This is a genomic window from Salinibaculum sp. SYNS191 (assembly GCF_037338445.1).
Taxonomy (GTDB): domain Archaea; phylum Halobacteriota; class Halobacteria; order Halobacteriales; family Haloarculaceae; genus Salinibaculum; species Salinibaculum marinum.
Genome location: NZ_CP147838.1, coordinates 1,663,754 through 1,684,563 on the forward strand (window position 1 = coordinate 1,663,754; position 20,810 = coordinate 1,684,563).

The 20,810-nt window shown below is 69.1% G+C and carries 24 protein-coding genes; 8 read left to right on the forward strand and 16 right to left on the reverse strand.

Annotated features, from left to right (window positions below):
- Positions 1 to 174: 174 nt before the first annotated feature.
- The 6 genes from WDJ57_RS09055 to WDJ57_RS09080 form a co-directional block, all read right to left on the reverse strand.
- Positions 175 to 771: a flavin reductase family protein gene (locus tag WDJ57_RS09055; protein ID WP_338905727.1), complete on the reverse strand. Its 597-nt coding sequence runs from the start codon at positions 769 to 771 to the stop codon at positions 175 to 177.
- Positions 772 to 938: 167 nt separating this feature from the next.
- Positions 939 to 1,232, reverse strand: a complete 294-nt coding sequence (gene yciH / locus WDJ57_RS09060) for a stress response translation initiation inhibitor YciH (RefSeq protein WP_338905729.1) — start codon at positions 1,230 to 1,232, stop codon at positions 939 to 941.
- A gap of 71 nt (positions 1,233 to 1,303) precedes the next feature.
- Positions 1,304 to 3,445 carry a transglutaminase TgpA family protein gene (locus WDJ57_RS09065; RefSeq protein WP_338905731.1) on the reverse strand — a complete coding sequence of 714 codons (2,142 nt, stop codon included), beginning with the start codon at positions 3,443 to 3,445 and terminating at the stop codon, positions 1,304 to 1,306.
- The gene (locus tag WDJ57_RS09070; protein WP_338905732.1) at positions 3,442 to 4,422 is read right to left on the reverse strand and encodes a DUF58 domain-containing protein; all 981 of its coding nucleotides are present in this window, start codon (positions 4,420 to 4,422) and stop codon (positions 3,442 to 3,444) included. Before WDJ57_RS09070 ends, WDJ57_RS09065 begins: the two co-directional genes overlap by 4 nt.
- Positions 4,419 to 5,378: an AAA family ATPase gene (locus WDJ57_RS09075; RefSeq protein WP_338905733.1), complete on the reverse strand. Its 960-nt coding sequence runs from the start codon at positions 5,376 to 5,378 to the stop codon at positions 4,419 to 4,421. Before WDJ57_RS09075 ends, WDJ57_RS09070 begins: the two co-directional genes overlap by 4 nt.
- A gap of 197 nt (positions 5,379 to 5,575) precedes the next feature.
- Positions 5,576 to 5,941: a DUF7573 domain-containing protein gene (locus WDJ57_RS09080; RefSeq protein ID WP_338905734.1), complete on the reverse strand. Its 366-nt coding sequence runs from the start codon at positions 5,939 to 5,941 to the stop codon at positions 5,576 to 5,578.
- 95 nt (positions 5,942 to 6,036) lie between these two features.
- On the opposite strand from WDJ57_RS09080, the gene WDJ57_RS09085 reads away from it, so the two are divergent.
- Positions 6,037 to 6,246 carry a hypothetical protein gene (locus tag WDJ57_RS09085; protein ID WP_338905736.1) on the forward strand — a complete coding sequence of 70 codons (210 nt, stop codon included), beginning with the start codon at positions 6,037 to 6,039 and terminating at the stop codon, positions 6,244 to 6,246.
- On the opposite strand, the gene WDJ57_RS09090 is transcribed toward WDJ57_RS09085, so the two are convergent.
- Both WDJ57_RS09090 and WDJ57_RS09095 read right to left on the reverse strand, forming a co-directional pair.
- The gene (locus WDJ57_RS09090; protein WP_338905737.1) at positions 6,206 to 7,183 is read right to left on the reverse strand and encodes a 5,10-methylenetetrahydromethanopterin reductase; all 978 of its coding nucleotides are present in this window, start codon (positions 7,181 to 7,183) and stop codon (positions 6,206 to 6,208) included. The two genes, WDJ57_RS09085 and WDJ57_RS09090, sit on opposite strands and share 41 nt — an antisense overlap.
- Entirely contained in the window at positions 7,180 to 7,932 is a 753-nt protein-coding gene (locus WDJ57_RS09095) for a coenzyme F420-0:L-glutamate ligase (RefSeq protein ID WP_338905738.1), read from the reverse strand. The genes WDJ57_RS09090 and WDJ57_RS09095 overlap by 4 nt, the downstream gene beginning before the upstream one ends.
- Before the next feature lie 144 nt (positions 7,933 to 8,076).
- On the opposite strand from WDJ57_RS09095, the gene WDJ57_RS09100 reads away from it, so the two are divergent.
- Positions 8,077 to 8,838 (forward strand): inositol monophosphatase family protein, encoded by a 762-nt coding sequence (locus WDJ57_RS09100; RefSeq protein ID WP_338905739.1) that lies wholly within the window; start codon positions 8,077 to 8,079, stop codon positions 8,836 to 8,838.
- On the opposite strand, the gene WDJ57_RS09105 is transcribed toward WDJ57_RS09100, so the two are convergent.
- Positions 8,835 to 9,326, reverse strand: coding sequence for a metallophosphoesterase family protein (locus WDJ57_RS09105; protein WP_338905741.1), 492 nt, complete (start codon positions 9,324 to 9,326; stop codon positions 8,835 to 8,837). The two genes, WDJ57_RS09100 and WDJ57_RS09105, sit on opposite strands and share 4 nt — an antisense overlap.
- Before the next feature lie 82 nt (positions 9,327 to 9,408).
- Between WDJ57_RS09105 and WDJ57_RS09110 the strand changes: the two genes are divergently transcribed.
- A complete protein-coding gene (locus WDJ57_RS09110; protein ID WP_338905742.1) occupies positions 9,409 to 10,671 on the forward strand; it encodes an NUDIX domain-containing protein in 1,263 nt (420 codons plus the stop codon).
- 1 nt (position 10,672) lies between these two features.
- Here the strand turns inward: WDJ57_RS09110 and WDJ57_RS09115 are convergent, their stop codons facing one another.
- Entirely contained in the window at positions 10,673 to 11,347 is a 675-nt protein-coding gene (locus tag WDJ57_RS09115) for a cupin domain-containing protein (RefSeq protein ID WP_338905743.1), read from the reverse strand.
- A 135-nt stretch (positions 11,348 to 11,482) separates the two neighbouring features.
- Here WDJ57_RS09115 and WDJ57_RS09120 point away from each other — a divergent pair, with 135 nt between their 5' ends.
- The 5 genes from WDJ57_RS09120 (at position 11,483) to WDJ57_RS09140 (ending at position 14,448) form a co-directional block, all read left to right on the forward strand.
- On the forward strand, positions 11,483 to 12,319 hold the full coding sequence (locus WDJ57_RS09120) for a DsbA family oxidoreductase (RefSeq protein WP_338905745.1): 837 nt from the start codon (positions 11,483 to 11,485) through the stop codon (positions 12,317 to 12,319).
- On the forward strand, positions 12,319 to 12,447 hold the full coding sequence (locus WDJ57_RS09125) for a hypothetical protein (RefSeq protein WP_338905747.1): 129 nt from the start codon (positions 12,319 to 12,321) through the stop codon (positions 12,445 to 12,447). Before WDJ57_RS09120 ends, WDJ57_RS09125 begins: the two co-directional genes overlap by 1 nt.
- Before the next feature lie 43 nt (positions 12,448 to 12,490).
- Positions 12,491 to 13,414, forward strand: a complete 924-nt coding sequence (locus tag WDJ57_RS09130; RefSeq protein ID WP_338905749.1) for a winged helix-turn-helix domain-containing protein — start codon at positions 12,491 to 12,493, stop codon at positions 13,412 to 13,414.
- A gap of 63 nt (positions 13,415 to 13,477) precedes the next feature.
- Complete coding sequence (locus WDJ57_RS09135) at positions 13,478 to 14,062, forward strand: NADPH-dependent FMN reductase (protein ID WP_338905751.1); 585 nt, start codon at positions 13,478 to 13,480, stop codon at positions 14,060 to 14,062.
- A gap of 5 nt (positions 14,063 to 14,067) precedes the next feature.
- A complete protein-coding gene (locus WDJ57_RS09140) occupies positions 14,068 to 14,448 on the forward strand; it encodes a winged helix-turn-helix transcriptional regulator (protein WP_338905753.1) in 381 nt (126 codons plus the stop codon).
- Positions 14,449 to 14,497: 49 nt separating this feature from the next.
- Here the strand turns inward: WDJ57_RS09140 and WDJ57_RS09145 are convergent, their stop codons facing one another.
- The 6 genes from WDJ57_RS09145 to WDJ57_RS09170 form a co-directional block, all read right to left on the reverse strand.
- Positions 14,498 to 14,638: a hypothetical protein gene (locus tag WDJ57_RS09145; protein ID WP_338905754.1), complete on the reverse strand. Its 141-nt coding sequence runs from the start codon at positions 14,636 to 14,638 to the stop codon at positions 14,498 to 14,500.
- On the reverse strand, positions 14,638 to 15,978 hold the full coding sequence (locus tag WDJ57_RS09150; protein ID WP_338905755.1) for a hypothetical protein: 1,341 nt from the start codon (positions 15,976 to 15,978) through the stop codon (positions 14,638 to 14,640). Before WDJ57_RS09150 ends, WDJ57_RS09145 begins: the two co-directional genes overlap by 1 nt.
- The gene (locus tag WDJ57_RS09155; RefSeq protein ID WP_338905757.1) at positions 15,975 to 16,880 is read right to left on the reverse strand and encodes a signal peptidase I; all 906 of its coding nucleotides are present in this window, start codon (positions 16,878 to 16,880) and stop codon (positions 15,975 to 15,977) included. The genes WDJ57_RS09150 and WDJ57_RS09155 overlap by 4 nt, the downstream gene beginning before the upstream one ends.
- Positions 16,877 to 18,025, reverse strand: coding sequence for a hypothetical protein (locus WDJ57_RS09160; RefSeq protein ID WP_338905759.1), 1,149 nt, complete (start codon positions 18,023 to 18,025; stop codon positions 16,877 to 16,879). Before WDJ57_RS09160 ends, WDJ57_RS09155 begins: the two co-directional genes overlap by 4 nt.
- Entirely contained in the window at positions 18,022 to 18,843 is an 822-nt protein-coding gene (locus WDJ57_RS09165) for a hypothetical protein (RefSeq protein ID WP_338905760.1), read from the reverse strand. Before WDJ57_RS09165 ends, WDJ57_RS09160 begins: the two co-directional genes overlap by 4 nt.
- A gap of 171 nt (positions 18,844 to 19,014) precedes the next feature.
- Positions 19,015 to 20,760: a SipW-dependent-type signal peptide-containing protein gene (locus WDJ57_RS09170; RefSeq protein WP_338905762.1), complete on the reverse strand. Its 1,746-nt coding sequence runs from the start codon at positions 20,758 to 20,760 to the stop codon at positions 19,015 to 19,017.
- Between the last annotated feature and the right edge of the window lie 50 nt (positions 20,761 to 20,810).

The following is a 20,810-nucleotide window of genomic DNA, read 5'->3' on the forward strand; positions in this document are numbered from 1 at the left end:
TTGCAAAAACATAGTGAAAAAGGCTGCTCGCGCTCGGTCGAGCGCTCGCAGTACGACACATCAACCTACCGCCACCGCTCCCGCACGCGACACTCCTACTGGTCCCCGTTCTCGTGAATGGAGAGAGGGACACGCCGAGTCTGCCGGTGGCGAGTACAGGTCTCGACGGAGTAGTTATTGCGCCCAGGGGCGAGTGACTTTGAACGGGTCGAGTTCGGCGTAGTACGACCCGGTGAGACGGCCGACCGCGTCGACCTTCTCGACGTCTATCTTGCCGTCGGTGAGGAGTTCGTCGTCGACGGTAATGTGCTCGATGTGACCGAAGATGACGATGTGGTCGCCAATTTCCATCGTGTCGTGGAGGGTACACTCCATGGTGGCCTTGGCGGCGGCGACGAGCGGGACGTCGACGGTCTCCGCCTCACGACGGTCGAGGTCGGCGAGGTCGAACTCGTCTTCGTCACTGTCGACGTTGTCGCTGGTGCGGTCCATCGCCTCGACGAGGTCGCTGGTGACGAGATTGAGTCCGAACGCTTCGGTCTCGAGGACGTTGGCAGCGGAGTCTTTCGGGGTCCCGTCGGGTCTGCGCTCGGTCGAGACCATGACGACTGGTGGGTTGGCCTCGATGACGCCCATGTAGAAGCTGTACGGAGCGAGATTGTCGACGCCGTCGGGGCTGCGGCTGGACACCCAGCCGATGGGACGGGGGACGATAAGCGAGGTGAGCAAGCGATACATCTCGTCAACGGCCTCGTCGGGGTTGACTTCCATTGCCAGCCCTCGGGAAGCCAGCGTAATAGCTCGACCCATTTGGTCACTCCCCGCGTTGGCGACGTGTCAAGAAGTCCGAGTTCGGTAGCGAAGCCCTCGGTGAGGAAACGACGTGATGACGAGCCGGCGGCTCGACGCGTGGCGTCACCGCAGAACGAACCGGGTCGTCAGGCGACGTTGAAGCCCTTGTCCCGGAGGAAATCCTCGACGCGGCCAGTGTGGTTGCCCTGGAGCTCTATCTGTCCGTCGTCTACCGTCCCCCCGCAGGCGAACTTCGACTTGAGGTCCGACGACAGCCGATCCATGTCGACGTCGCTCGGATCGAATCCCTCGATAATCGTTACCTCCTTCCCGTAGCGGCGCTCGTCGATGCGGATGTTGATCTGCTGGGAGTCCTTGGCGACGTCTTCACAGACGCAGAGCTCCTCGGGCAGCCCGCACGTCGAGCAGACTTCCGACATTACAGTTCGTCGTACGAAATCTTCCTATTAAACACTGTCGGGACTATCAATCCCGGACTCGCGGGCCTGGGTCACGACTGACGCCTGATACGCTCGACGAGACTGCGGGCCTCGTCGGCCATCGCTTCGGTGGCGTCGTCGCCGTAGGCGGCCCGCTCGCGGAGCCGTGCGACCCGGCGGACCAGCGGCCCCGCATCGACGGCCGACAGGTAGCCCCTGACCGTCTCGCCGGTACGTCGCGGCCGGTGGCGACGTTCGAGCAGGTACGCGACCCGCTGCCAGGACCGCTCGACGTCGGTCCTCGGCTCGGCCCGCGGCTGGTAGCGCAGCCAGGCGAAGCGGTAGGCCCGCTCGGCCAGTCGGCTGCGCCGGACGCCGGCCGCGAGTCCGACGAAGGCGATGGCACCCAGCGCGAGCCGGTCCGTCGACGGGAGTTCCGGCAGCTGGATGCCGCCCTCGCCGTCGTCGTCGGCGCCCGAGCCGTTCTGTGGCCCGTCGGGAGGCGTCGGCGTCCCGCCGAGAGGGGTGGGACGGTTCGGCGTCGGCGTCGCGGTGGGCGTGGCCGTCCCGTCGGGCGTAGGAGTCCCGCCGGGCGTCGCGGTGCTCCCGGTCTCGGACGAGGACTCGAACTCGTCGATGCGCTCCTGCTCGGCTTCCTGGCGTGGCTCGGCCGGGGTCGGGTCGAACTGCACCCAGCCCGTCTCCGGGAAGTACACCTCGACCCAGGCGTGGGAGTTCAGCCCGCGGACGACGTACTCGTCGTCCTCGACCTCCTCGCCGGGCGTGTAGCCGACGACGAGGCGCGCGGGGATGTCCTGCGTGCGCAGCATCGTGACCATCGTCGTCGCGTAGTAGGTGCAGTAGCCCCGCTCCATCTCGAAGAGGAAGGCGTCGGCGATGTTCCCCGACGGCTTCTCGACCTCCAGCGAGTACTCTCGGTTGGTCTGCAACCACTGCTGAATGCGCCGTGCGGCCTCGTAGCGGGTGGCGTCCGCGCCGACGAGGTTCGCCGTCCGTCGGGCGACGCGGTCCGGCGTGCTGGCGGGGAGTTGGGTGTACCGCTCGGCCAGTTCGGGCGGGTCCGCACCGACCGGTCCCGAGAGGTCCCCCGGTGACGCGACGGGCACGGCACTGATGACCGAGTAGCTGTCGCCGGGGAGGAAGGGGCCTTCGCGTTCCAGTCCGCCCGCCTCCCTGACCGACGTGCGATTGGCGACCGCGGAGCCGACCTCGACGGGACGCCACGCCGCTGGCATGATAGAGGTCGAGGACTCGACGCTGAACGTCTGTTGCAGCAGGCGCGAGCGACCCGGCGGCGAGGAGAGGACGTCCTCGCGGTAGGCCGTCGACTCGCCGCTACGGACCCACCCCTCGCCCGTGTAGCGGTTGTAGCTGCCGACCCGCCAGTACCGGCTCTCGGGGCTCGTCACCCTGAACCGGACCGCCGGCGAGAGGTCGATGGTCCCGGCGACGTCGAACGAGGACTCCGGCGAGAGGAGGCTCGCCTCGATGGTGTTCTCCCCACCGTCACCCCCCGCGAGGCCGACGGCGGCACCGGAGCCGCCGGGGACGACCGACACCAGCGCCGGCGTCAGCACCATCACCGCGAGGACGACGGCCACCGTCTCGGCGTCCCGGACCGAGGCGTTCCGTCGGTGGAGGTCACCGAAGCCGAGCGCCGCGGCGGCACCGACGACGCCGAACAGCGTCACGGACAGGCTGGCGTCGCCGGTGAGCACGAGGTAGCCGAGCATCCCGCCGGCGACGGCGGCAGCGCTGCCGTACCAGCCGCGCAGGCCCAGGTACCAGGTGACGAAGACGGGCGTCGGCGTGACCGACAGCGCCCACACCGTCGACCGCTCTATCTCCAGCAGCGACTGCCCGCTCAGGAGTTCGACGTTGCTCTCGACCATCGCCGCCACCGCCGGGTCGTACGGCAGCGAGACGACGTAGACGGCCAGTCCGACCGCGAGCGCCACGGCCGCCAGGACGAGCGCCACGGCGACCCGGAGCACCCGGGCCAGCACCGTCGCCGCGACCGCCGCGACGCCGGCGAACAGGTAGAACGTCGAGAGGTCCCCGGAGACGTCGACGATGTCCCGGAGGACGAGCAACACCGAGCCCAGCAGCGTCGCCAGCCCGACCAGCGCGAGCGTCCGCGTCGCTGGCAGGGACGGGCGCGCCCACCGCCAGGCGCGGTCGACGGTGCTCACGGGACCACCTCCCCCGTGCCGGCACCGCCCGTTCCGCGGACCGCCTCGAACGACTGCGTGCGGTCGGCCAGCCGGACCGTCGTGCCCTCCGCGTCGGCGCTGATTGCGACGTCGGCGCTCTCGCGAACCTCGGCGGGGAGCCGACCGGGGCCGGTCCGCGAGAGCAGGCGCAACAGCGCCTCCCGATGCTCGTCGCCCGTCTCGGCCGGGAGGCTGTCGTCGGGCGCGGTCAGCGAGACAGTGAGCCCGGCTTCGAGCGCGCTCGTCGCGAGCGTCGCGGCCGCGGCGGCCATCTCGTCGGTGTACCCCTCCGCGGCCTCGGCCGCGACGTGGACCGTCTCGTGTTGTTCGGCGGCCGCGAACTCCATCACCAGCAGGTCGTCGCGCTTGGCGCTTGACTTCCAGTGGACGTTCTTCAGCGGGTCGCCGGGTTCGTACTCGCGCAGGCGGTCGAACTGCTGGCGCTCGGCGGCGAGTTCGTCCGCGAACAGCGCGCTCAGCGCGCCGGCGTCCATCTCGTAGACTCGGGGGTAGACGACGAACTCGGTCGTCGCGTCGACGTCGACGCGGCGCTCGACGAACCCCAGCGGGTCGCGCTGGCGGACCCGCGGTGGGTCCAACCGGTAGATTCCCCGCCGGGCGAGGGTCAGCGTCCGCTCGACGGTCGCCGGCGGACTCACCACGGTGTCGACGTCCGCCGTCGCCAGCCCCTCCGGCAGGTGGAGGTCGAGCGTGACGAGCGCGCCGCCCGCCACGTCGATGGTCAGCGTGCGCTCGTCGCCGGGATAGCCAGACTGGAGGCGGCCGTACGCGACAGCCGGTTCCGGCGCGCGCCAGACGACGAACGCGCCGAAGAGGAAGGCGGCCAGCAGCGGCGCGGCCACCGCGTTGAGCGCGCGCTCGCCGGCGGCCCACGCGAGGCCCATTGCGAGTGCGACGACGACCAGCGCCGCCACACCGCGGCGGGTCGGCCTCATTCCGGGTCGACGGTGGCGAGCGCGTCCTCGACGACGTCACTCGCCGTGCGGTCGCTGTCGGTCCGCACCCGGTGGGTGAGGACGGCCCGCGCCTCCCGCTGGACGTCGTCGGGGACGACGTAGCCCCGCCCGTCGAGGACGGCCCGTGCCTGCGCGGCACGCAGCAGCGACAGCGTCCCGCGCGGACTGACGCCCAGTTGTGCGTGCTCGCGGGTGTACGTCGACAGCCGCGTCGCGTAGGTGCGCACCTGCGAGGCGACGGTCACGTCGGCGGCGGTCCGTCGCGCGGCGGTGAGTTCGCCCAGCGTCGCGACCGGGGTCAACTCGTCGATGGGGTGGTCGCCGACGACGCGGCCGAGCATCTCCGTCTCCTCGGCCTCGTCGGGGTAGCCCAGCCGCAATTTCTTCATGAAGCGGTCGACCTCGGCCATCGGCAGGTCGTAGGCGCGGTCGCTCTCGACGGTGTTCTGGGTCGCGATGACGGTGAAGGGCTGGGGCACCTCACGGGTCGTCCCGTCGACGGTGACCTGCTCCTCCTCCATCGCTTCGAGCAGCGCGCTCTGGGTCTTCGGCGGGGCGCGGTTGATTTCGTCGCCGAGCACCACGTTGCCGAAGATGGGGCCGGGGCGGAAGTCGAACTCGCCGGTCTTCTGGTTGTAGACGTTGACGCCGGTGACGTCGGAGGGCAGGAGGTCCGGCGTGAACTGGACGCGTTTGAACGTCCCGTCGAACGAGCGGGCGACGGCGCGGGCGAGCATCGTCTTCCCGACGCCGGGGACGTCCTCCAGCAGGACGTGCCCGCGGCCCAGCAGCGTCGTGACGATGTGCTCTATCTCCTCGTGGTGGCCCACGATGACGCGCTCGACGTTCTCGATGACGTCGTCGACGACTGCGCTGGCCTCGTCGATAGCGCGCTCCGGCTGTACGTCGGCGGCTTCGGTCTCGGTGTCTGTCATGGGTTCGGGGGACATACTCGTGGTCGGGCAGCGTCGGTGGGGCATCCGCCAGGATTCACCAAGTGTCTTATGCCTCCGTGTGTCGCCGCCACACACCGCGAGTGCACGTTGCACACGCATAACGGCGCGAGCGTAGTAAGGATGCGGGTCAGTTCACTACCGAACGGTTCCCTGAGAAACGATGACGAAAGGAGCGGCTACCACTCCTTGCAGTCCGGACAGACCAGGCCGTCGTCGCCCCGCCAGCGGCGCTCGACGGTCTCGCCGCAGGCCGCACAGACGGCTCCTGCCGGCGTCCACTGGTAGGTCGTCGTCGCCGGGTCGACGTCCGCCGCGGGTTCGTCTGTGTCGGGAGCGTCGGCGTCCGTCTCTGTCGCCGGAGTTTCACCGGCGTCGTGGGTGTCGGCGTCCGTCTCTGTCGCCGGAGCATCACCGGCGTCGCTCGCGACCGGGGCGGAATCCGAGTCGGTAGCATCCGCGGCCCGCTCGGGGTCGTCCCCGTCTTCGGCCCCATCGTCGTCCTCGCCGGCGTCGAGAAAGTCGTCGAGCGAGGTGTCGTCCATGTCTGGACCCGGGAGCGGACGGCCCTTAGCGATGTCGCTGGCAAATCCAGCCGTGGACAGAAGCACACAAGTACCACGGGCAGGAAGGCCCAGATATGTTCATCAGGCAGTTGTTCCAGAGTCTCCTCGACATGCCCGGCAAGTTCGTCGACGTCGCCATGCACGACCCGCTGGCGGCCGCGATGCTTACCGTCGGTGCTATCCTCGTGACGCTGTCGGTCGGCTACTTCACGCTGCTCGTGCTCGGGTCGGTCATCGACCTGTTCACCCCCGAGTCGAGCGGACCGCCTCGCCAGCCAAACTGACCGCCGCGTCGAGGTCCGGGCCCAGCGGCGACCCCGCAACCAGGCCGTCTGCCGTCGACAGCACTTCTCCCATCCGCTCGCCGACCGTCTCCGGCGTTCCCGCGAGACAGAACGCGTCTATCATCTCCTCTGTAACGTCGCCGAAGGCCGCGGTGAACTCGCCGGCCGCTATCTTCTCGCCGATGTCGCTCGCGAGCGCCGTGTCGAGTCCGTGCCGCTCCAGTAGCGGCGGCGGCGCGCTCCCGGCGATGAAGGCGACCGGCGGGCGGGCGGCCTCGCGGGCCTCCTTGGCGTCCTCGGCCACGCTGACGCTCGCGTAGGCGACGAAGTCGAAGTCACCGCGGTGGTCGGGACGCTCCTCCAGTCCCTCCGCGACGCGGTCGGCGGCCCACTCGATGTCGCGCGGGTGAGCCCCGTTGAACAGCACGCCGTCGGCGTACTTCGCGGCCATCCGCGTCATGTCCGGCCCCTGTGCGCCGACGTAGACCGGGATGGCGCGGGCGTCATAGTTCAGGCCGGCGTCGACGGCCTCGAAGGTGCCGTCGTGGTCGACGCGCTCTCCGTCCCAGAGGCGGCGGGCGACCTGCATCGTCTCCAGGACCCGCCGCAGCGGCGCGTCGTCGTCGTAGCCGAGGTTCGACAGCGTCGACCGGTCGCCGGCACCGACGCCGAAGACGCCGCGGCCGCCGGCGAGTTCGTCCAGCGTCGCCATCCGCGAGGCCAGCGTCACCGGATGGGTCTCGTAGGGGTTGGTGATGCCCGGCCCCAGACGCACGTCGTCGGTCGCCCGCGCCATGTCGGCCAGCGCGACGAACTCGTCGCGGTTGTTGTAGTGGTGGCTGGCGAACACGGTGTCGAAGCCCGCCGCCTCCGCGCTGACGGCGAGGTCGGTCAGGCGCGGGACCGGGTGCTCGGGCGTGAGTTCGACGCCAATCACGCCTGGCCCTCCCACGCGGCGAGCGCCCGGCGGACGATGTCGTCCTCCTCCTTCCTGAATAGCTCGTCGCTGCCGGCGTGGTCGCCGAACTCGAAGTCGCGCACGACGGCCACCGGCGTCCCGCCGTCGCCCTCGCCGGTGACGAGGTTCGCGGCGGCGGCGAGTTCGTCGACGACGGCCTGGACCGTCGCGGTGAGTTCCTTCCCCTCGCGGTCGAACTCGCCGCGCCAGTCGCGTGCTGCCGGGAGTCCGGCCCAGCCGAGTGCGACCCCGCGCTGGCCGTAGCGGAACGGCCGCCCGGAGGTGTCCGTCACGACGACGCGTGCCCCCAGGTCCTCGTGGAGCGCCTGCGCGCTCGCGCCGGGAGCCTCGGGGAGCAGGAGGAGGTCCGCGTCGGGCAGGTTCGAGCGGTCGATGCCCGCGTTGACCGTGATGTGGCCGAAGGGGGTGACCGCGAGCATGATGGGAAAGTCGATGAGCAGTTCCTCGCTGGCCTCGATGACGGCCTGGGCGAAGCGGGGGTCCTTCTCCTCGCCGGCGATGTCGGCGACGCGGTCGGCGATGGAGCGGGCGCGCTCGCCGGCCTCGTAGTCGGCGAGGTCGGCCTGTCGACCCTCGGCTTTCGAGACGATGGTGCTGGCGACACAGACCACGTCGTCGGGCCGGAGGTCGACCCGTTCGGCGACGAGCGCGGCGATGTCGTCGCCGGGGCGTACCTCCGGCAGTCCCTCGACGGCGAAGACGTCCATACCAGTCGCTACGGCCGGGACGTGAAAAGCCCGCCGCTGCCGGATACGTTGGGGGGACGTCTCGGCCGCCCAGGAGCGACCGGGACGGCCGCGCGACGCCGGAAACCGAAACCGACGTCAGGGCGGGGCCCCTGCGGGGACGATATGCCAGAGTCCGCCGCTGTCGCCCGCGACGCCGTCACCGCCGCCGCCGACTACCTCCGCGACCGCTTCGCCGGCGGCGCACTGGACGCCGACTTCAGCGACGACGACGTGAAAGCCATCGCCGACCACGAGGCCGAACAGCGCGTCATGGACATCATCGAAGACGCCTTCCCCGACCACTCCATCTCGGCCGAGGAGTCCGGCGCCCACCCCGGCCGCGAGGACCGCCGCTGGGTCGTCGATGCCCTCGACGGCACCAACAACTTCGCCGCCGGCGTCCCCACGTTCGGCGTCGCCGCCACGCTGGTCGACGACGAGGGCCCCCGGACCACCGCCGTCGCCGTGCCCGTCCTGAACGACGTCTACGTCGCCACCCGCGGCGGCGGCGTGACCTACAACGGCGCGCCGGTCACCGCCGCCGACGGCAACGGCGTCCCGCCCTCCCATGCGACGGTGGTGAGCATCATCGGCCCGCCGGTCATCGAGGGCGACGACCTCCGCCGCGAGCACCGCGAGATGGTCGCCGCCGTGCGCGGGGAGTGCAAGCGCGTCATCGAGACGTGGGCACCCGTCGTCTACTGGGGACTGCTGGCTCGCGGACGCGTCGGCGGCTACCTCTGTTTCCACCCAGCCGAGCGGGAACAGGTCGCCGGCGAACTGCTGGCCCGCGAGTCCGGGTGTGTCGAGCGCAGTGCGGGCCCGCTGTCCGTGTTCGCCCGCGACGAGGCCACGCGGGACGCCATCTGGGACGCCGTCGCCTAGCGCTCGTGGAGCGTCACGTCGAGCGTGCCACCGGAGACGGTGGCGGTCAGCATCGTCGTCCGCGAGGCGGGGGCCGCACCGGTGACGCTGCCCGGGTTCAGCAGGCGCACGCCGTCGTGGGTGGTGTCCAGCACCTCGTGCGTGTGGCCGGCGACGCCGACGGCGTCGTCCGTGCTGGCGTTGTCGCGCACCGCGTCGGCGACGCGCTGCTTGTACCCGCGTTTCGGTCCCGTCCCGTGAGTGACGACGAACTCGACGCCGCCGAGTTCGACGGTTTCGACCGCCGGCAGGCCGACGCGGGGGTCCATGTTCCCGGAGACGGCGGTCAGTTCGGGGGCGAGGTCACGCACGTCGGCGAGTGCGCCCTTCGAGTCGAAGTCGCCGGCGTGGACGACGTGGTCGGCAGTCTCGACGCGCTCCCGGAACGGGTCCGGGATGCGCTGAGCGCGCGAGGGGATGTGCGAGTCGCTGATGATGGCAACGTCCATGTCACCTCCTGCGGTGGCCTGGCACTAATGTGCCACGTCGCTAGCCCCGACGTTGATACTCCCGGGTGTCGAACGCCGAGGTATGGACGAACGGGCGGTCGTGACCTGCTTCCTCCGGCACGAGGGCGCAGTCCTGCTGTTGCGCCGGAGCGAGGCCGTCGGGTCCTACCGCGGGCAGTGGGGCGGGGTCGCCGGCCACGCAGAGGGCGACCCGGCGGCGGCCGCGCGTCAGGAGATACGCGAGGAGACCGGTCTGGACCCCGACCGGGACGTGACACTGGTCCGCCGCGGCGAGCCCTTCACCGTCGAGGACGACGAGCGCGGGACGCGGTGGGTGGTCCACCCGTTCCTGTTCGACGCCGCCACGCGCGAGGTGACCGTGGACTGGGAGACCGCCGCGTACGAGTGGGTCGCGCCGACGGCCATCCTCCACCGGGAGACGGTGCCCGACCTCTGGACCTCCTACGACCGGGTGCGGCCGACAGTCGACACCGTCGCCAGCGACCGCGAGCACGGCGCGGCCTACATTTCGGTGCGCGCACTCGAAGTGCTCCGGGACGAGGCGGCGCTCGTCGCCGTCGACGGGAACGACACTGACGGTGGCTGGTCGCGCGTCGCCGAGACGGCCCGGGCGCTGCTCGCCGCCCGGCCCTCGATGTCGGTCGTCAGGAACCGGGTCAACTGCGTGATGCACGTCGCGAGCGAGGCGCGGACGGCGAGTGCGGTCGAACACACGGCGGCGACGGCCATCGAGCAGGCGGTGACCGCCGACCGACGCGCCGCCGAGTGTGCCGCCGAGCGAATCGCCGGCCAGCGGGTCGCCACGTTCTCGCGGTCGGGAACCGTCCTGACGGCGCTGGAACCGGGCCATCCCGAGGCGGTGCTGGTCGCGGAGTCGAACCCCGGCCGCGAGGGCGTCGACGTCGCGGAACGTCTGGCCGGCAGTACCGACGTGACGCTGGCCGGCGACGCCGGACTCGCCCACGCACTCGCGGAGTGGGACGCCGACGCCCTGCTCGTCGGTGCCGACACGGTCCTCGCAGACGGCCGCGTCGTCAACAAGGTGGGGACCCGCGGGGCCGCAATCGCTGCTTCCTTCGAGGGCATCGACGTGTACGTCGTCGCGGCGGCGGACAAGCTCTCCCCGGACGGACACATCGACCTGGAGCCGCGCGCGCCGGAGGAGCTCTACGACGGCGAGGCGGCGCTGACGGTACTGAATCCGACCTTCGACGTGACGCCGCCGGACTGCATCGACGCCGTCGTGACCGAGCGCGGGGTGCTCGACGCCCCGGCGGTGAAGGAACTCGCCGGCCAGCACCGGTCCCACGCCGACTGGGAGTGACTCAGTCGGGCTGTTCGACGTGTCGCTCCCAGAACGCGGGCTGGCGATAGCGGCCGTAGCCGCCCTGGTAGCCCCGGAGTTTCGCCAGCGGCGCGAGCAGGTCCGTCGCCGCCCCGACCAGCGGGGACTCGGTCTCGGTGAAGACGGTGTCGCCTTCGAGGCGCTTGGCGATGAGCGCCCGCTGGAGCGGGTCGTCGGCGTCGACGTCGCTGTCGTGGGCGATGCCGCCCAGCGTCGGGAGCACGTAGCCGATACGGCCGAGCGGTGCAATGGTCGTGAGGACGACCGTTAGCTCGTCGCCGGTACACCGGAAGCTGTGTCGCGTGCCGGTCGGGACCGTCGCCGTCTCGCCGGCACCCACGGCGCGTTCGCGCCCGTCGCAGTCGACGGTGAGTTCGCCGCGGCGGACCTCGAAGGACTCCTCGCTGACCTCGTGGTAGTGTTCCGGCGGGCCGTCGTAGCCCGGTCCGAAGATGCTCAACACGAGCAGCCGACCGCCGCGCTCTTCGGACCGCTCCAGCGGCGCGCTCCACGTGCGACGCGTCGGGTGGGAGTTCAGCGGGCCGACGCGCTGTGCGAGCAAGTCCGCGAGTTGGCCGTCGGCGTCGTACTCGAAGCCCGTTCCGGGAATCGGGTCGCCGCTGTCGTCCAGCGTGCGGCCGGTGACGGTGGCCATCGGCTTCTAGTACGGTTCCCGCGGCAAAACCATCTCGGTTCGCCAACCCCCGTCTCGGACGGTACGGTGCGGCGCACCTGATAACGTATAATTTGCCTGAAATATATACGGGCGCCAGCCGTCGTTCCGGCTACAATGACGGAAGACGAAGCGAAACCGACGCTGACCCAGTTCACGGACCCGATGTGTACGTGGTGCTGGGGTTCGGAACCGGTCATCACACACCTGCGCGTCGCCTACGGCGACCAGCTTCGTATCGAGTACGTGATGGGTGGCCTCGTCGAGGACTTCGAGGAGTTCTACGACGCGGCCAACGACATCAGCGAGCCGTCGGAGGTGGCCCCACACTGGGAGGAAGCCGCCGACCACCACGGCATGCCAGTCGATACGGCGGTGTTCGACAGCGACCCGCCGCAGTCGACCTACCCCGCGAGCACTGCCTTCGCCGCGGCCCGCCTCCAGGACCGCGAGACGGCACACCGCTACCTCCGCCGTCTCCGCGAAGCCGTCGCTATGGAGGGACGCAACCTCAACCGCCGCGAGGTACAGCGAGAGATTGCGGCCGAGGTCGGTCTCGACACCGACCGGCTGGTCGCTGATATCGAAGACGGGACCGCAAAAGCGGCGTTCGAAGCCGACCTGCAGCGAACCAGAGCCGCGGGCGTCCGCGCCTTCCCGACGTATCGCGTCGGCGGTCCAGACGGCGAACGGCAGGCCAGCGGCTTCCAGTCTTTCGACGCACTCGCCGACCTCCTGCACGAGGTCGCACCCGACCTCGAACGGAGAGAGACGCCACCGGTGGAGACGTTCGTCGACCGCTACGCTCCCGTCGCGACGCGGGAAGTGGCCGAGGTGTACGGCTTCGACCGGGGGAAGGCCACGCAGACGCTGGAATCGCTCGCCGACTCGGGACAGGTCCGGCCGGAGACCCGTGGGACTGGCCGGGTCTGGTTCGCAGGCGGCGAGGCCTGATGACCGCCACCGGGACACCTCACACGGTCGCAGTCACCACTGGCCAGGCGCTGGTCGCGCTCGTCGTCGGCTATCTCGCGCTGGACAATCTCCTCGGCCTCGTCGCTGGCGCGCTCCGGTTCCGCTGAGACCGCCCCCACTTTTTACCCGGGTGACCGCGAAAGCCGGGCCATGAGTGAGGACGAGTCCCCCATCGCCAGCCCGGAAGCCGCGTTCATGACGCTCTCGAACGACCTCCGGCTGGAGATTCTGCTGGCGCTGTGGGACGCCCCCGACTTCACGCTCACGTTCTCGGAACTCCGGAAGGCCGTCGGCGAGCGCGACTCGGGCACCTTCACCTACCACCTCGGCGAGTTGCAGGACCACTTCATCGCGGAAACCGACGACGGCTACGAACTCCAGTATCCCGGCCACCGCGTGCTGGACGCCATCCAGAGCGGCGTCTTCCACGAACGGGAGACGCTCGGCCCGGTCGCACTCGACGCCGACTGTCGTGACTGCGGCGCAGGCCTGTCCTTCGAGTACGGCACCGACTACATCGGGCGCGTGCGCTGTCACGACTGCGGCAACCGCGTGCTGGAGTGGCCGTTCGACCCCGGCGGTATCGCCGACCGCGGCCCGCAGGAGGTGGTCGCCGCGTTCGACCGGCGCACCCGTCTCGTCTGGTCGTGTGCGCTCGACGGCGTCTGTCCGTTCTGCGCCGGGCGGGTCGAGCGCGACATCGTGGACGAGACGACCTCCGAGGGACTGTGCATCGGCGTGCTCGAGGACCTCGACCGCTACGACGAGTATTTCGCCACCGACCATCCCGCCGTCGTCGGCGTCGACTGCCGCCAGTGCAGTTTCTACAGTTTCGTCCCCGTCGGCACTGTCCTGCTGACCCGGCCGGCTATCACGGGGACGCTCACGACCTGCGGTATGAACGTGCGCGAGACGCCGCTGTGGGGACTGGATTTCGTCGTCGACGGCGACGCCGTCGAGGTCGCGGAGACGACGCCACTGACCGTCGCTGTCCGCGCGACCCCACCCGGTGGCGACACGCTCGTCGCACACGTCGACGGTGCGCTCGACGTCTCGCTCCAACAACAATCATAATTCTTACTGGAACGCATTCCACCAATTCTTTAACATATTCCAGTGCGTGGGTTTGCGTGAACGATGGAAGTGAACGACAGCAAACACGTCGTCGCACTGTGTGGCAGTCGCCGCGATGGAAGCCACACGCGCACTGCACTCGAAACCGCACTGGCCGCCGCCCGCGACCGCGGCGCAACGACCACGCTCGTCGACCTCGATACCTACGAGGTTCCGGTGTTCGACCCCGGGAACTCCGACGCCGGGGACGCGCCGGCGCTCCGGGAGGAGGTACGTGCCGCGGACGCGGTCCTGCTCGGCACGCCGATGTACCACGGCACGATTGCCAGCCCGCTGAAGACGGCGCTCGACTACTGCGGCTTCGACGAGTTCGAGGACACCACCGTCGGCCTGCTGGTCGTCGCCGGCGGCGGGTTCCCCACGCGCGCACTGGAACACCTCCGCACCGTCGCGCAGGAACTCGACGCCTGGGTCCTCCCCGAGCAGGTCGCCATTCCGAACGCCAGCGCCCACGTCGCCGACAGTGAGGTAGCCGACGCCGACATCCGCGAGCGCGTCGAATCGCTCGGCACCGACCTCGTCGAGTACGCGGGCGTCGCCGACTACCCCGGTCAGACCGCTGGCTGTGTCGCCCCGACCGCCGACTGAGAGCCATGTCGGGAACAGAGACACGCGACGACGAGATTCGCGCACAGAACGCCGACGCCTGCCCGGTCATCCACGCTATCGACGAAATAGGGACGCGCTGGCGGCTGAACGTTCTCCACGCGCTCCAGAGTGAGGAGAAACGGTTCAACGAACTCAAGCGCGCGACCGGAGCGCGCTCGAAGACGCTCTCGGACGCGCTGGACGCGCTCGTCGAGGCCGACCTCGTGGAGCGGCGGCGCGAAGTCGCGTCGCCTGTCGCTGTCTACTACAGCCTCACGGAGAAAGGGCGGGCGCTCTGGCCGGTGCTGGACGAACTCGGCGACTGGGCCGGCGAGTGGGTCGAGGGCGTTCGGAGTGACCCGACCGTCCGGCCGCGGTCGGACTGAGTCCCCGACGAATCACCAGATTCTGCACGATAATCGTACCCCGTCGCGGTTACATCAGCATCGCGAGGACACCAGCGGCGAGTACCAGGAAGAACGCGTACACCAGCGCGACGACGATGTTACGTCGGGTGGCACCGGGTACCATTCCAGGGACGACGAAGGGTCCACGCCCTGGGACTGATTGTGACATCAGACGGTTCCAGTGTCGTCGGTCGTGGTCTCACTAGTCGTCGTGTCGTCGGTGCTGGTACCATCGCCATCGGTCGTCTCACCGTCCTCGGTTGACGGAGCCGGGTCGGTCGTCGAGTCGCTGGTCGTCTCGTCGGTCGTCGAGTCGTCGGCACTGCTGTCGTCAGTCGTCGTCTCGTCAGTCGTTCCGCTGTCGGAGGAACCGTCACTGGTCGGGGCAGTAGTGCCGTCGTCGGTCGTTCCGTCGTCAGTGCTCGCGTCATCAGCACCGGCGTCGCCGGTCTCAGTCGCAGTGGACTCACTGCCGTCGGTGGTGTCGTCCTCGCCGGAGTCCCCGGCCACAGCACCGCCGTCGCTGGTACCGTCGTCAGTCGTCGGTTCGCCAGCGTCGGTGCTGTTCGTGGCGTCGCCGTCACTGGAGACAGCGTCGTCACCGGTACCGGTCGGCGCGGGGTCGCTGGTCTCGTTCGTCTCGCCGGCGTCGCTACCGTCGGTGGTGACGTTGGACGACGAGTCGTCGGTGACAGCCTCGCCGTCGCCGCTGGTGGTGTTTCCGTCGTCAGCGGGGACGGTGGGTTCCGAGTCGGCCGTACCGTTCGTCTCCGAGTCCGCCGTCGTGACGTTCGTCTCCGAGTCCGCCGTCGTGACGTTCGTCTCCGAGTCCGCCGTCGTGACGTTCGTCTCCGAGTCCGCCGTCGTGACGTTCGTCTCCGAGTCGCCAGTCACCTCGTCCCCGCCGTTAGCGGGCGGGACACTGACTGGGGAGTCACCGTCGCTGGTTGCGTTGGTCCCCGAGTCGGTGCTGACGTTCGTGTCGTCGCCAGCGTCGGTCACGTTGGTACCGGTGGCATCCGTGACGTTCGTGTCCTCGGACGCGTCGGTACCGTTCCCGTCGGCAGTGGCGTTCGTGCCGTCAGTGACGTTCCCATCTGCAGTGACGTTCGTGCCGTCAGTGACGTTCACGTCTGCAGTCCCGGGGTCTTTCGCGTCGCTCGTGCTGGTGTCGTCGGTCCCGTTCCCGTCGCCGACCGACCCGTCGTCAGTCGGCGCGTCGGTGCCGTTGGCGTCGGGGTCGTCCGTACCGTTGGCGTCGTCCGCCGTGAGCGGTTCGACGGCCATCCCGAGCGGGACTGGGCCGCCGCTCGACGCGTCGACCTGGACGGTCTTCTCGTCGGTGTCGGGCTCCAGCAGGTCGAGCCCTTCGACACCGCCGGTGGCGCTGAACTCGATGTCCAGCCCCTCCTCGTCGCCGAGGAGGCTGCCGGAGCCGCCGGCGAAGCCGACAGACGCCGCCGCGAAGACGACGAGCGCGGCCACGAAGGCGACGACGATGCGGGTCATCGCTCCACCTCCGGCGTGCCGCCGTCGGTCTGCGCCGGCCGCGAGCGCGACGGCGCGTCGGTCGACGCCTCCGCCGCGGCCGAGCGGGCGGCCAGCCGTGCGCTGACAGTCACCCAGACCGCGAAGGCGAGACCGAGCAACCCGCCGGTCAGCGCGCCGACCGAGACGGGGTCGGGCGCGCCGAGGCCGGTGACCTCCCGGTAGACGTTCAGCCCCGCGTACGCGACCAGCCCGGCCATCGCGAGGACAGTGAGCTTCAGGTCGGTCACGGCGACGGCGACCGTCTCCCGCGAGGGAGGGGTCTCCGCGGCCGCGGCAGCCTCCGCCGCCCGGCGCTCGGCCGCCACGTCGTCGACGTGACGGATGGCCGGCTTCAGGGTCGGTTCCTCGTCGTCGGGCTTCCCACGGCGGGCCCACATGTACAGCTCGTTAGCGAGCAGCAGGACCAGCGGGACGACGACGAGAGCGACGTACCCGGTCGGGGTGTTCACCCAGAGGATGACGTGCCCGACGAGCGGGATAGTCACCGTGACCTCCCCCAGGACGTTACTGGGGTCGACCGGCTGCGCGTCCGCGTTCTCGTTTGCGTCACCCTTCGTGACGTACTGGCCGTCCACGACGCCCACCACGCGGTGGGTCGTCGGAATCTCGTTGCCGTTGTCGAAGGTGATGACGTCACCGACCGCGATTGCGGCCGAGGCGTCGACGATGACCACGTCGCCCGGGGAGACGGACGGTTCCATGCTCCCCGAGAGGATGACGAAGCCGTGGTCGGCACCGACGACCTGGGGAACAGCGAAGACGAGGAACGGCACCAGCGCCGCGACCAGGACGACGAGCCCGAGGACCGTGAGGACCCTGCGGAGGGTCGAGCGTCCACTGGAGCGGGTGTCGGGAGTCATTTCGTCTCACCTCCTTCGTCGGTCTTCGAACGAGACCCGCGGGAGCCGTCCTTCGAGGTCGTTGCGACGTCCTCTGGGCACCCACCTTCGGGTAGCAGCGGCGTGCAGACGCCGACGACGACGTGACTGATGCCGTAGCGCTTGCCGTTGTTGGGGTTCTCGGGCGCGTAGATGATGCCGTCGTCCGTCGCGCCAGTGAGGACACTCGTGTCGAAGTCGTACTCGCCGTTCTCGGGGCGGCTGTAAATCAGCGAGTCGCCTGACCCTCCTTTGACCAGCACCGAGCAGAGGGGCAGAACCGGGCCGCCGTCGGTGGCGACGAGTTCGAAGGCGACGCCGCTGTCGCCGTCGGCCGCGACCACCTCGATGGCGTAGCCCGCCAGTCCCTCGTCGAACGGGTAGAGCCGACCGGCCTCGAAGTTCTCGTCCCTGTCCGGGACTTCGACCTTCCCGATGTCCCAGCAACACTCGCAGGTGTAGGCGGGTTCACAGGCTGCGCCGGTGGCGTCAGCGGGGAACGGGTTCACGCTGGGGTCGGCGTTGCGGCACTGGGTGCCGACGACGAACAGCGGCAGCGACACCGACTCGGAGCCGATGTAGGCGCCGAGTTCGTACTCGACGAGGACGAACACCTCGTCGGTGAGGCAGTCGTCGCCGTCGGTCGCGGGGTCACCGTCGAGGCGCACCCCGGTGCGGAGCGCGTCGGCGACCTGGCGGAGCGAGCCGCTGACGATTTCGTCGCCGCGTGCGCCGCTGGCGTCGCTGTAGAACAGGCGGACCGTCAGGAACTCCGCGAGGGTCACGCGCTCGGGACACTCGGTCCGGAGCCAGACGCTCGCGGGGTTGTTCGGGCCCTCGTCCTGTGGGAGCGCGATGCGGAGGAGGGTGCTCCCAGGCGAATCCTCGTCGACGGTGCCGACGGGGATGTCCAGCCGGGGACCGTCGACGACGCCGTCGGGGTTCTCCGGGTCGACCGTGCTGGCGTCTTGCCAGTACTCGACGACGATGTCGACGAGACCAGTGGTCAGCGACGCGCCGAGCGTCTCGCTGTTGCGCAACAGCGCGCCGGAGGTGCTGCCGGTGAGCGCACCGGCACCGCCAGCGGCGGCGATGGCCGCGAGCACGCGGCGACGGGTGAGGGTCATTCGCTCGCCTCCGTACTGGTGAACGGGCTGGCACCGCCGGCCGGGACCGCGCCGAAGACGAGGTCGAACTCGACGCCGTCACCCTGCGAGCGGTTCGTCGCCGTACTCTCGGGGAACTCCCACCCGAAGGCGATACAGCGGCTCTGGCCGGGGCTGACCGAGGAGAGCACGCGCTGTCCGTCAGCGTCGCCGACGTCACTGCTGGTCCCGAAGGCGACGCTCATCGGCGAGCGCGCGACGAGAGACCCCTCCAGCGACTCGGTGAAGTCCTTCTGCCCGTTGCAGGAGCCAAGCGGCGCGCCGTCGCGCCAGAGCTCGACGAACACCTCGTCGTCGAGTTCGCCGTCGGCGGTCGAGGTGTCGCCGGCGACGCTCTCGGGGCCGTTGATGGTCTGTTCCGTGTCGGCGGTGAGAACGGCCCGGAGCCAGACGTCGACTGCCTCCGGGATGAAGTCGCCGTCGTCGACGACCTCCAGCCCGACGACCAGAGAGCCCTCGTCGCCCGGCAGGACGTTGCCGATGCGCAGAACTGGGCCGGTGGCGTCGGTGACGAAGGTCGCCTCCTCGACGTAGGCCGGGGCGGTGTCGGGGTCGAGCGTCTGGTCGAACCCGGGGTCGGTCGTCCCGTCCTGGGTCTCCTGAAATACCCCGTTGTAGCGTTCGTACCAGGCGACGCGCACCCGACGGTCGTCGAGGTCGTCGGTGGCCGCGTACGTGTAGTGAGTATACCGCGGGCGACCCTGACCGAGGGTTAGTCCCCCGACACCGAGCGTCCCGAGCCCGATGCCAGCCAGTAGTTCCCGCCGTGTGAATTTCATTGTGAATCTCCGAAGGTGTGTGTTGTCTCTTCTTTCATGGCCAGCATCCGGCATAGGTATGGAGCAGTTGCCACGGTTCCAGACACCGGTATGGGAACCGTACAGCCCTCTCACCGGTTGACGGGGGTCGAAATCCGCACCAGTCAGTACCGTGTACGAAAAACCGACGGCTCAGGCCGAGATGGTCGGACCGCTGCCGTCGTTGTTGCGCTCCTGCTCGGTGTAGAAGCCGAGGTCGAACTCGACCGTGTCGCCCTGGACTTCGTTGCCGACCTCGAAGGGCAGTTCCCATTCGAGTGCGACGCAGTGCATGGTGCCGTTGCCCCGGAACGCGTCGCGGTCCTCGTCGTCGGCTGGATCGTTCAGTTCGTCGTATATCGTCCCGCGGTTCCCGTCGAGCGGGAGGCCGTTCCCGCTGGCGAGTTCCGTGAGGACGACATCCAGCGTGTCGTCCATGATGACCTTCTCGCCGACGAACTGCGCCGCGATGTTACCGAACACCGACGGGATCTCGATCGGGTCGTTGACGTCGGTGAAGAACGCCGAGTCACCACCAGTCGAATCGCCCTCCGAACCGGCCATGGCCAGGAGGGTGGCGTCGTCGGCGTCCGGACCGACAGCGATGGTGTAGAGGTTCGTCGCCGGGTTGGGGCTGCTCAGACGCGCATCGTCGGCCGCGTCCTGCGGCGAGATGAACGCGGTGCCAGACTGTCCGCTGAACGAGTTGCCGTCGGAGAGGACGACGTTGGCTGCACGGACTCCCCGTCCGTTGGCATCCAGCTCGTCCTGTGCGTCTTCAACGCCCTCGCCGATGTAGGTACCCTCGGCGATGCCAGCTCCGTTTTCTGGGTCGGGGTCACCATCGCCGTCAAACGGGTCAGTGATGGCGGTCTGACCGACTGCGTCATTGTACGGACCACTGACAACATTCGCCAGCTTCTGCCGGAGGCCTGACAGCGCGCCGTCAACCACCGATAGATCGCCGGTCAGCGGCTGTAGAATTCCCGTCCGGGAAGTTCCAGTTGGATCGCCGTCCTGGCTGCCGTCGAAGTAGGCCACGCCGACCTCGACGTCTGCATTCTGGGCCTGCAGGTAGTCGATGAACTGTCGCGTCCCGAGTTCGACGAGGTCGATCTTGGTCGTGACGTTGTAGGTAGTGGTATCGTCGATAGAGATGGAGTCCTCGCTGACGACGCCACCGAATCTGCGGTACAGCATCGAGCCCGAGAAGTCGAGCGTCAGCATGATGTCCGTCGGCTCGGCCGGGTCGTACACGTTGTCACAGTCCTCGTCGTACCAGAGCCGCGCGTTGATTGCGCTGGCAAGGTCTGGCACGCCGTTCTGATCGACCGCCAGCTCGGGATCGGTGTTGACGCCTTCGCCTTCGTTGACGCTGTCCGCCTGCATCCAGATGTAGCCGGGGTTGTCACAGAGGTGTAGCGAGAAGGTGATCTCTCCCTTGTCACCGGGCTTGAGGTCGCTAAACTGGACTAGCGTGTCCATCGCCTCGCCGGTGACCGGGTCCTCGCGGAAGTCCGCTTCTGAGAGCGGCGGGATGTTGCTGCAGTCGAGGCTGGGGATGTTGGCCCCGTTGCTGTCCTCGTCGTTCTCGTCGGGGAAGTCGCTGTACTTTATTTGGCCAGCGTCGTTGTTGGCCGCGATCGACTGCTCACCGTCGCCATCGTGGTCGGGGTGAGCGTTGACGAAGTTCGTCACGTCGTCGTAGGTGTAAGTCTGTTGCCAGTCGACCAGCAGGTCGAGTTCACCAGCCACCATTTGGTTGTTGGTGAACGACTCGCGGTCGCTGAAGTACGCCGAGGTACCGAGGCCAGCGCCAGCGGAGGCGAGGCCCACGGCACCGAGTCCAGCGAGGACTTTCCGGCGCGTCAGGTTGTATAGTTGCTGTTCGTCTTCCATGATTGTATTGTACTGTTTTTAATATGCTCTGTCGAAATCGGGAGGCGCGA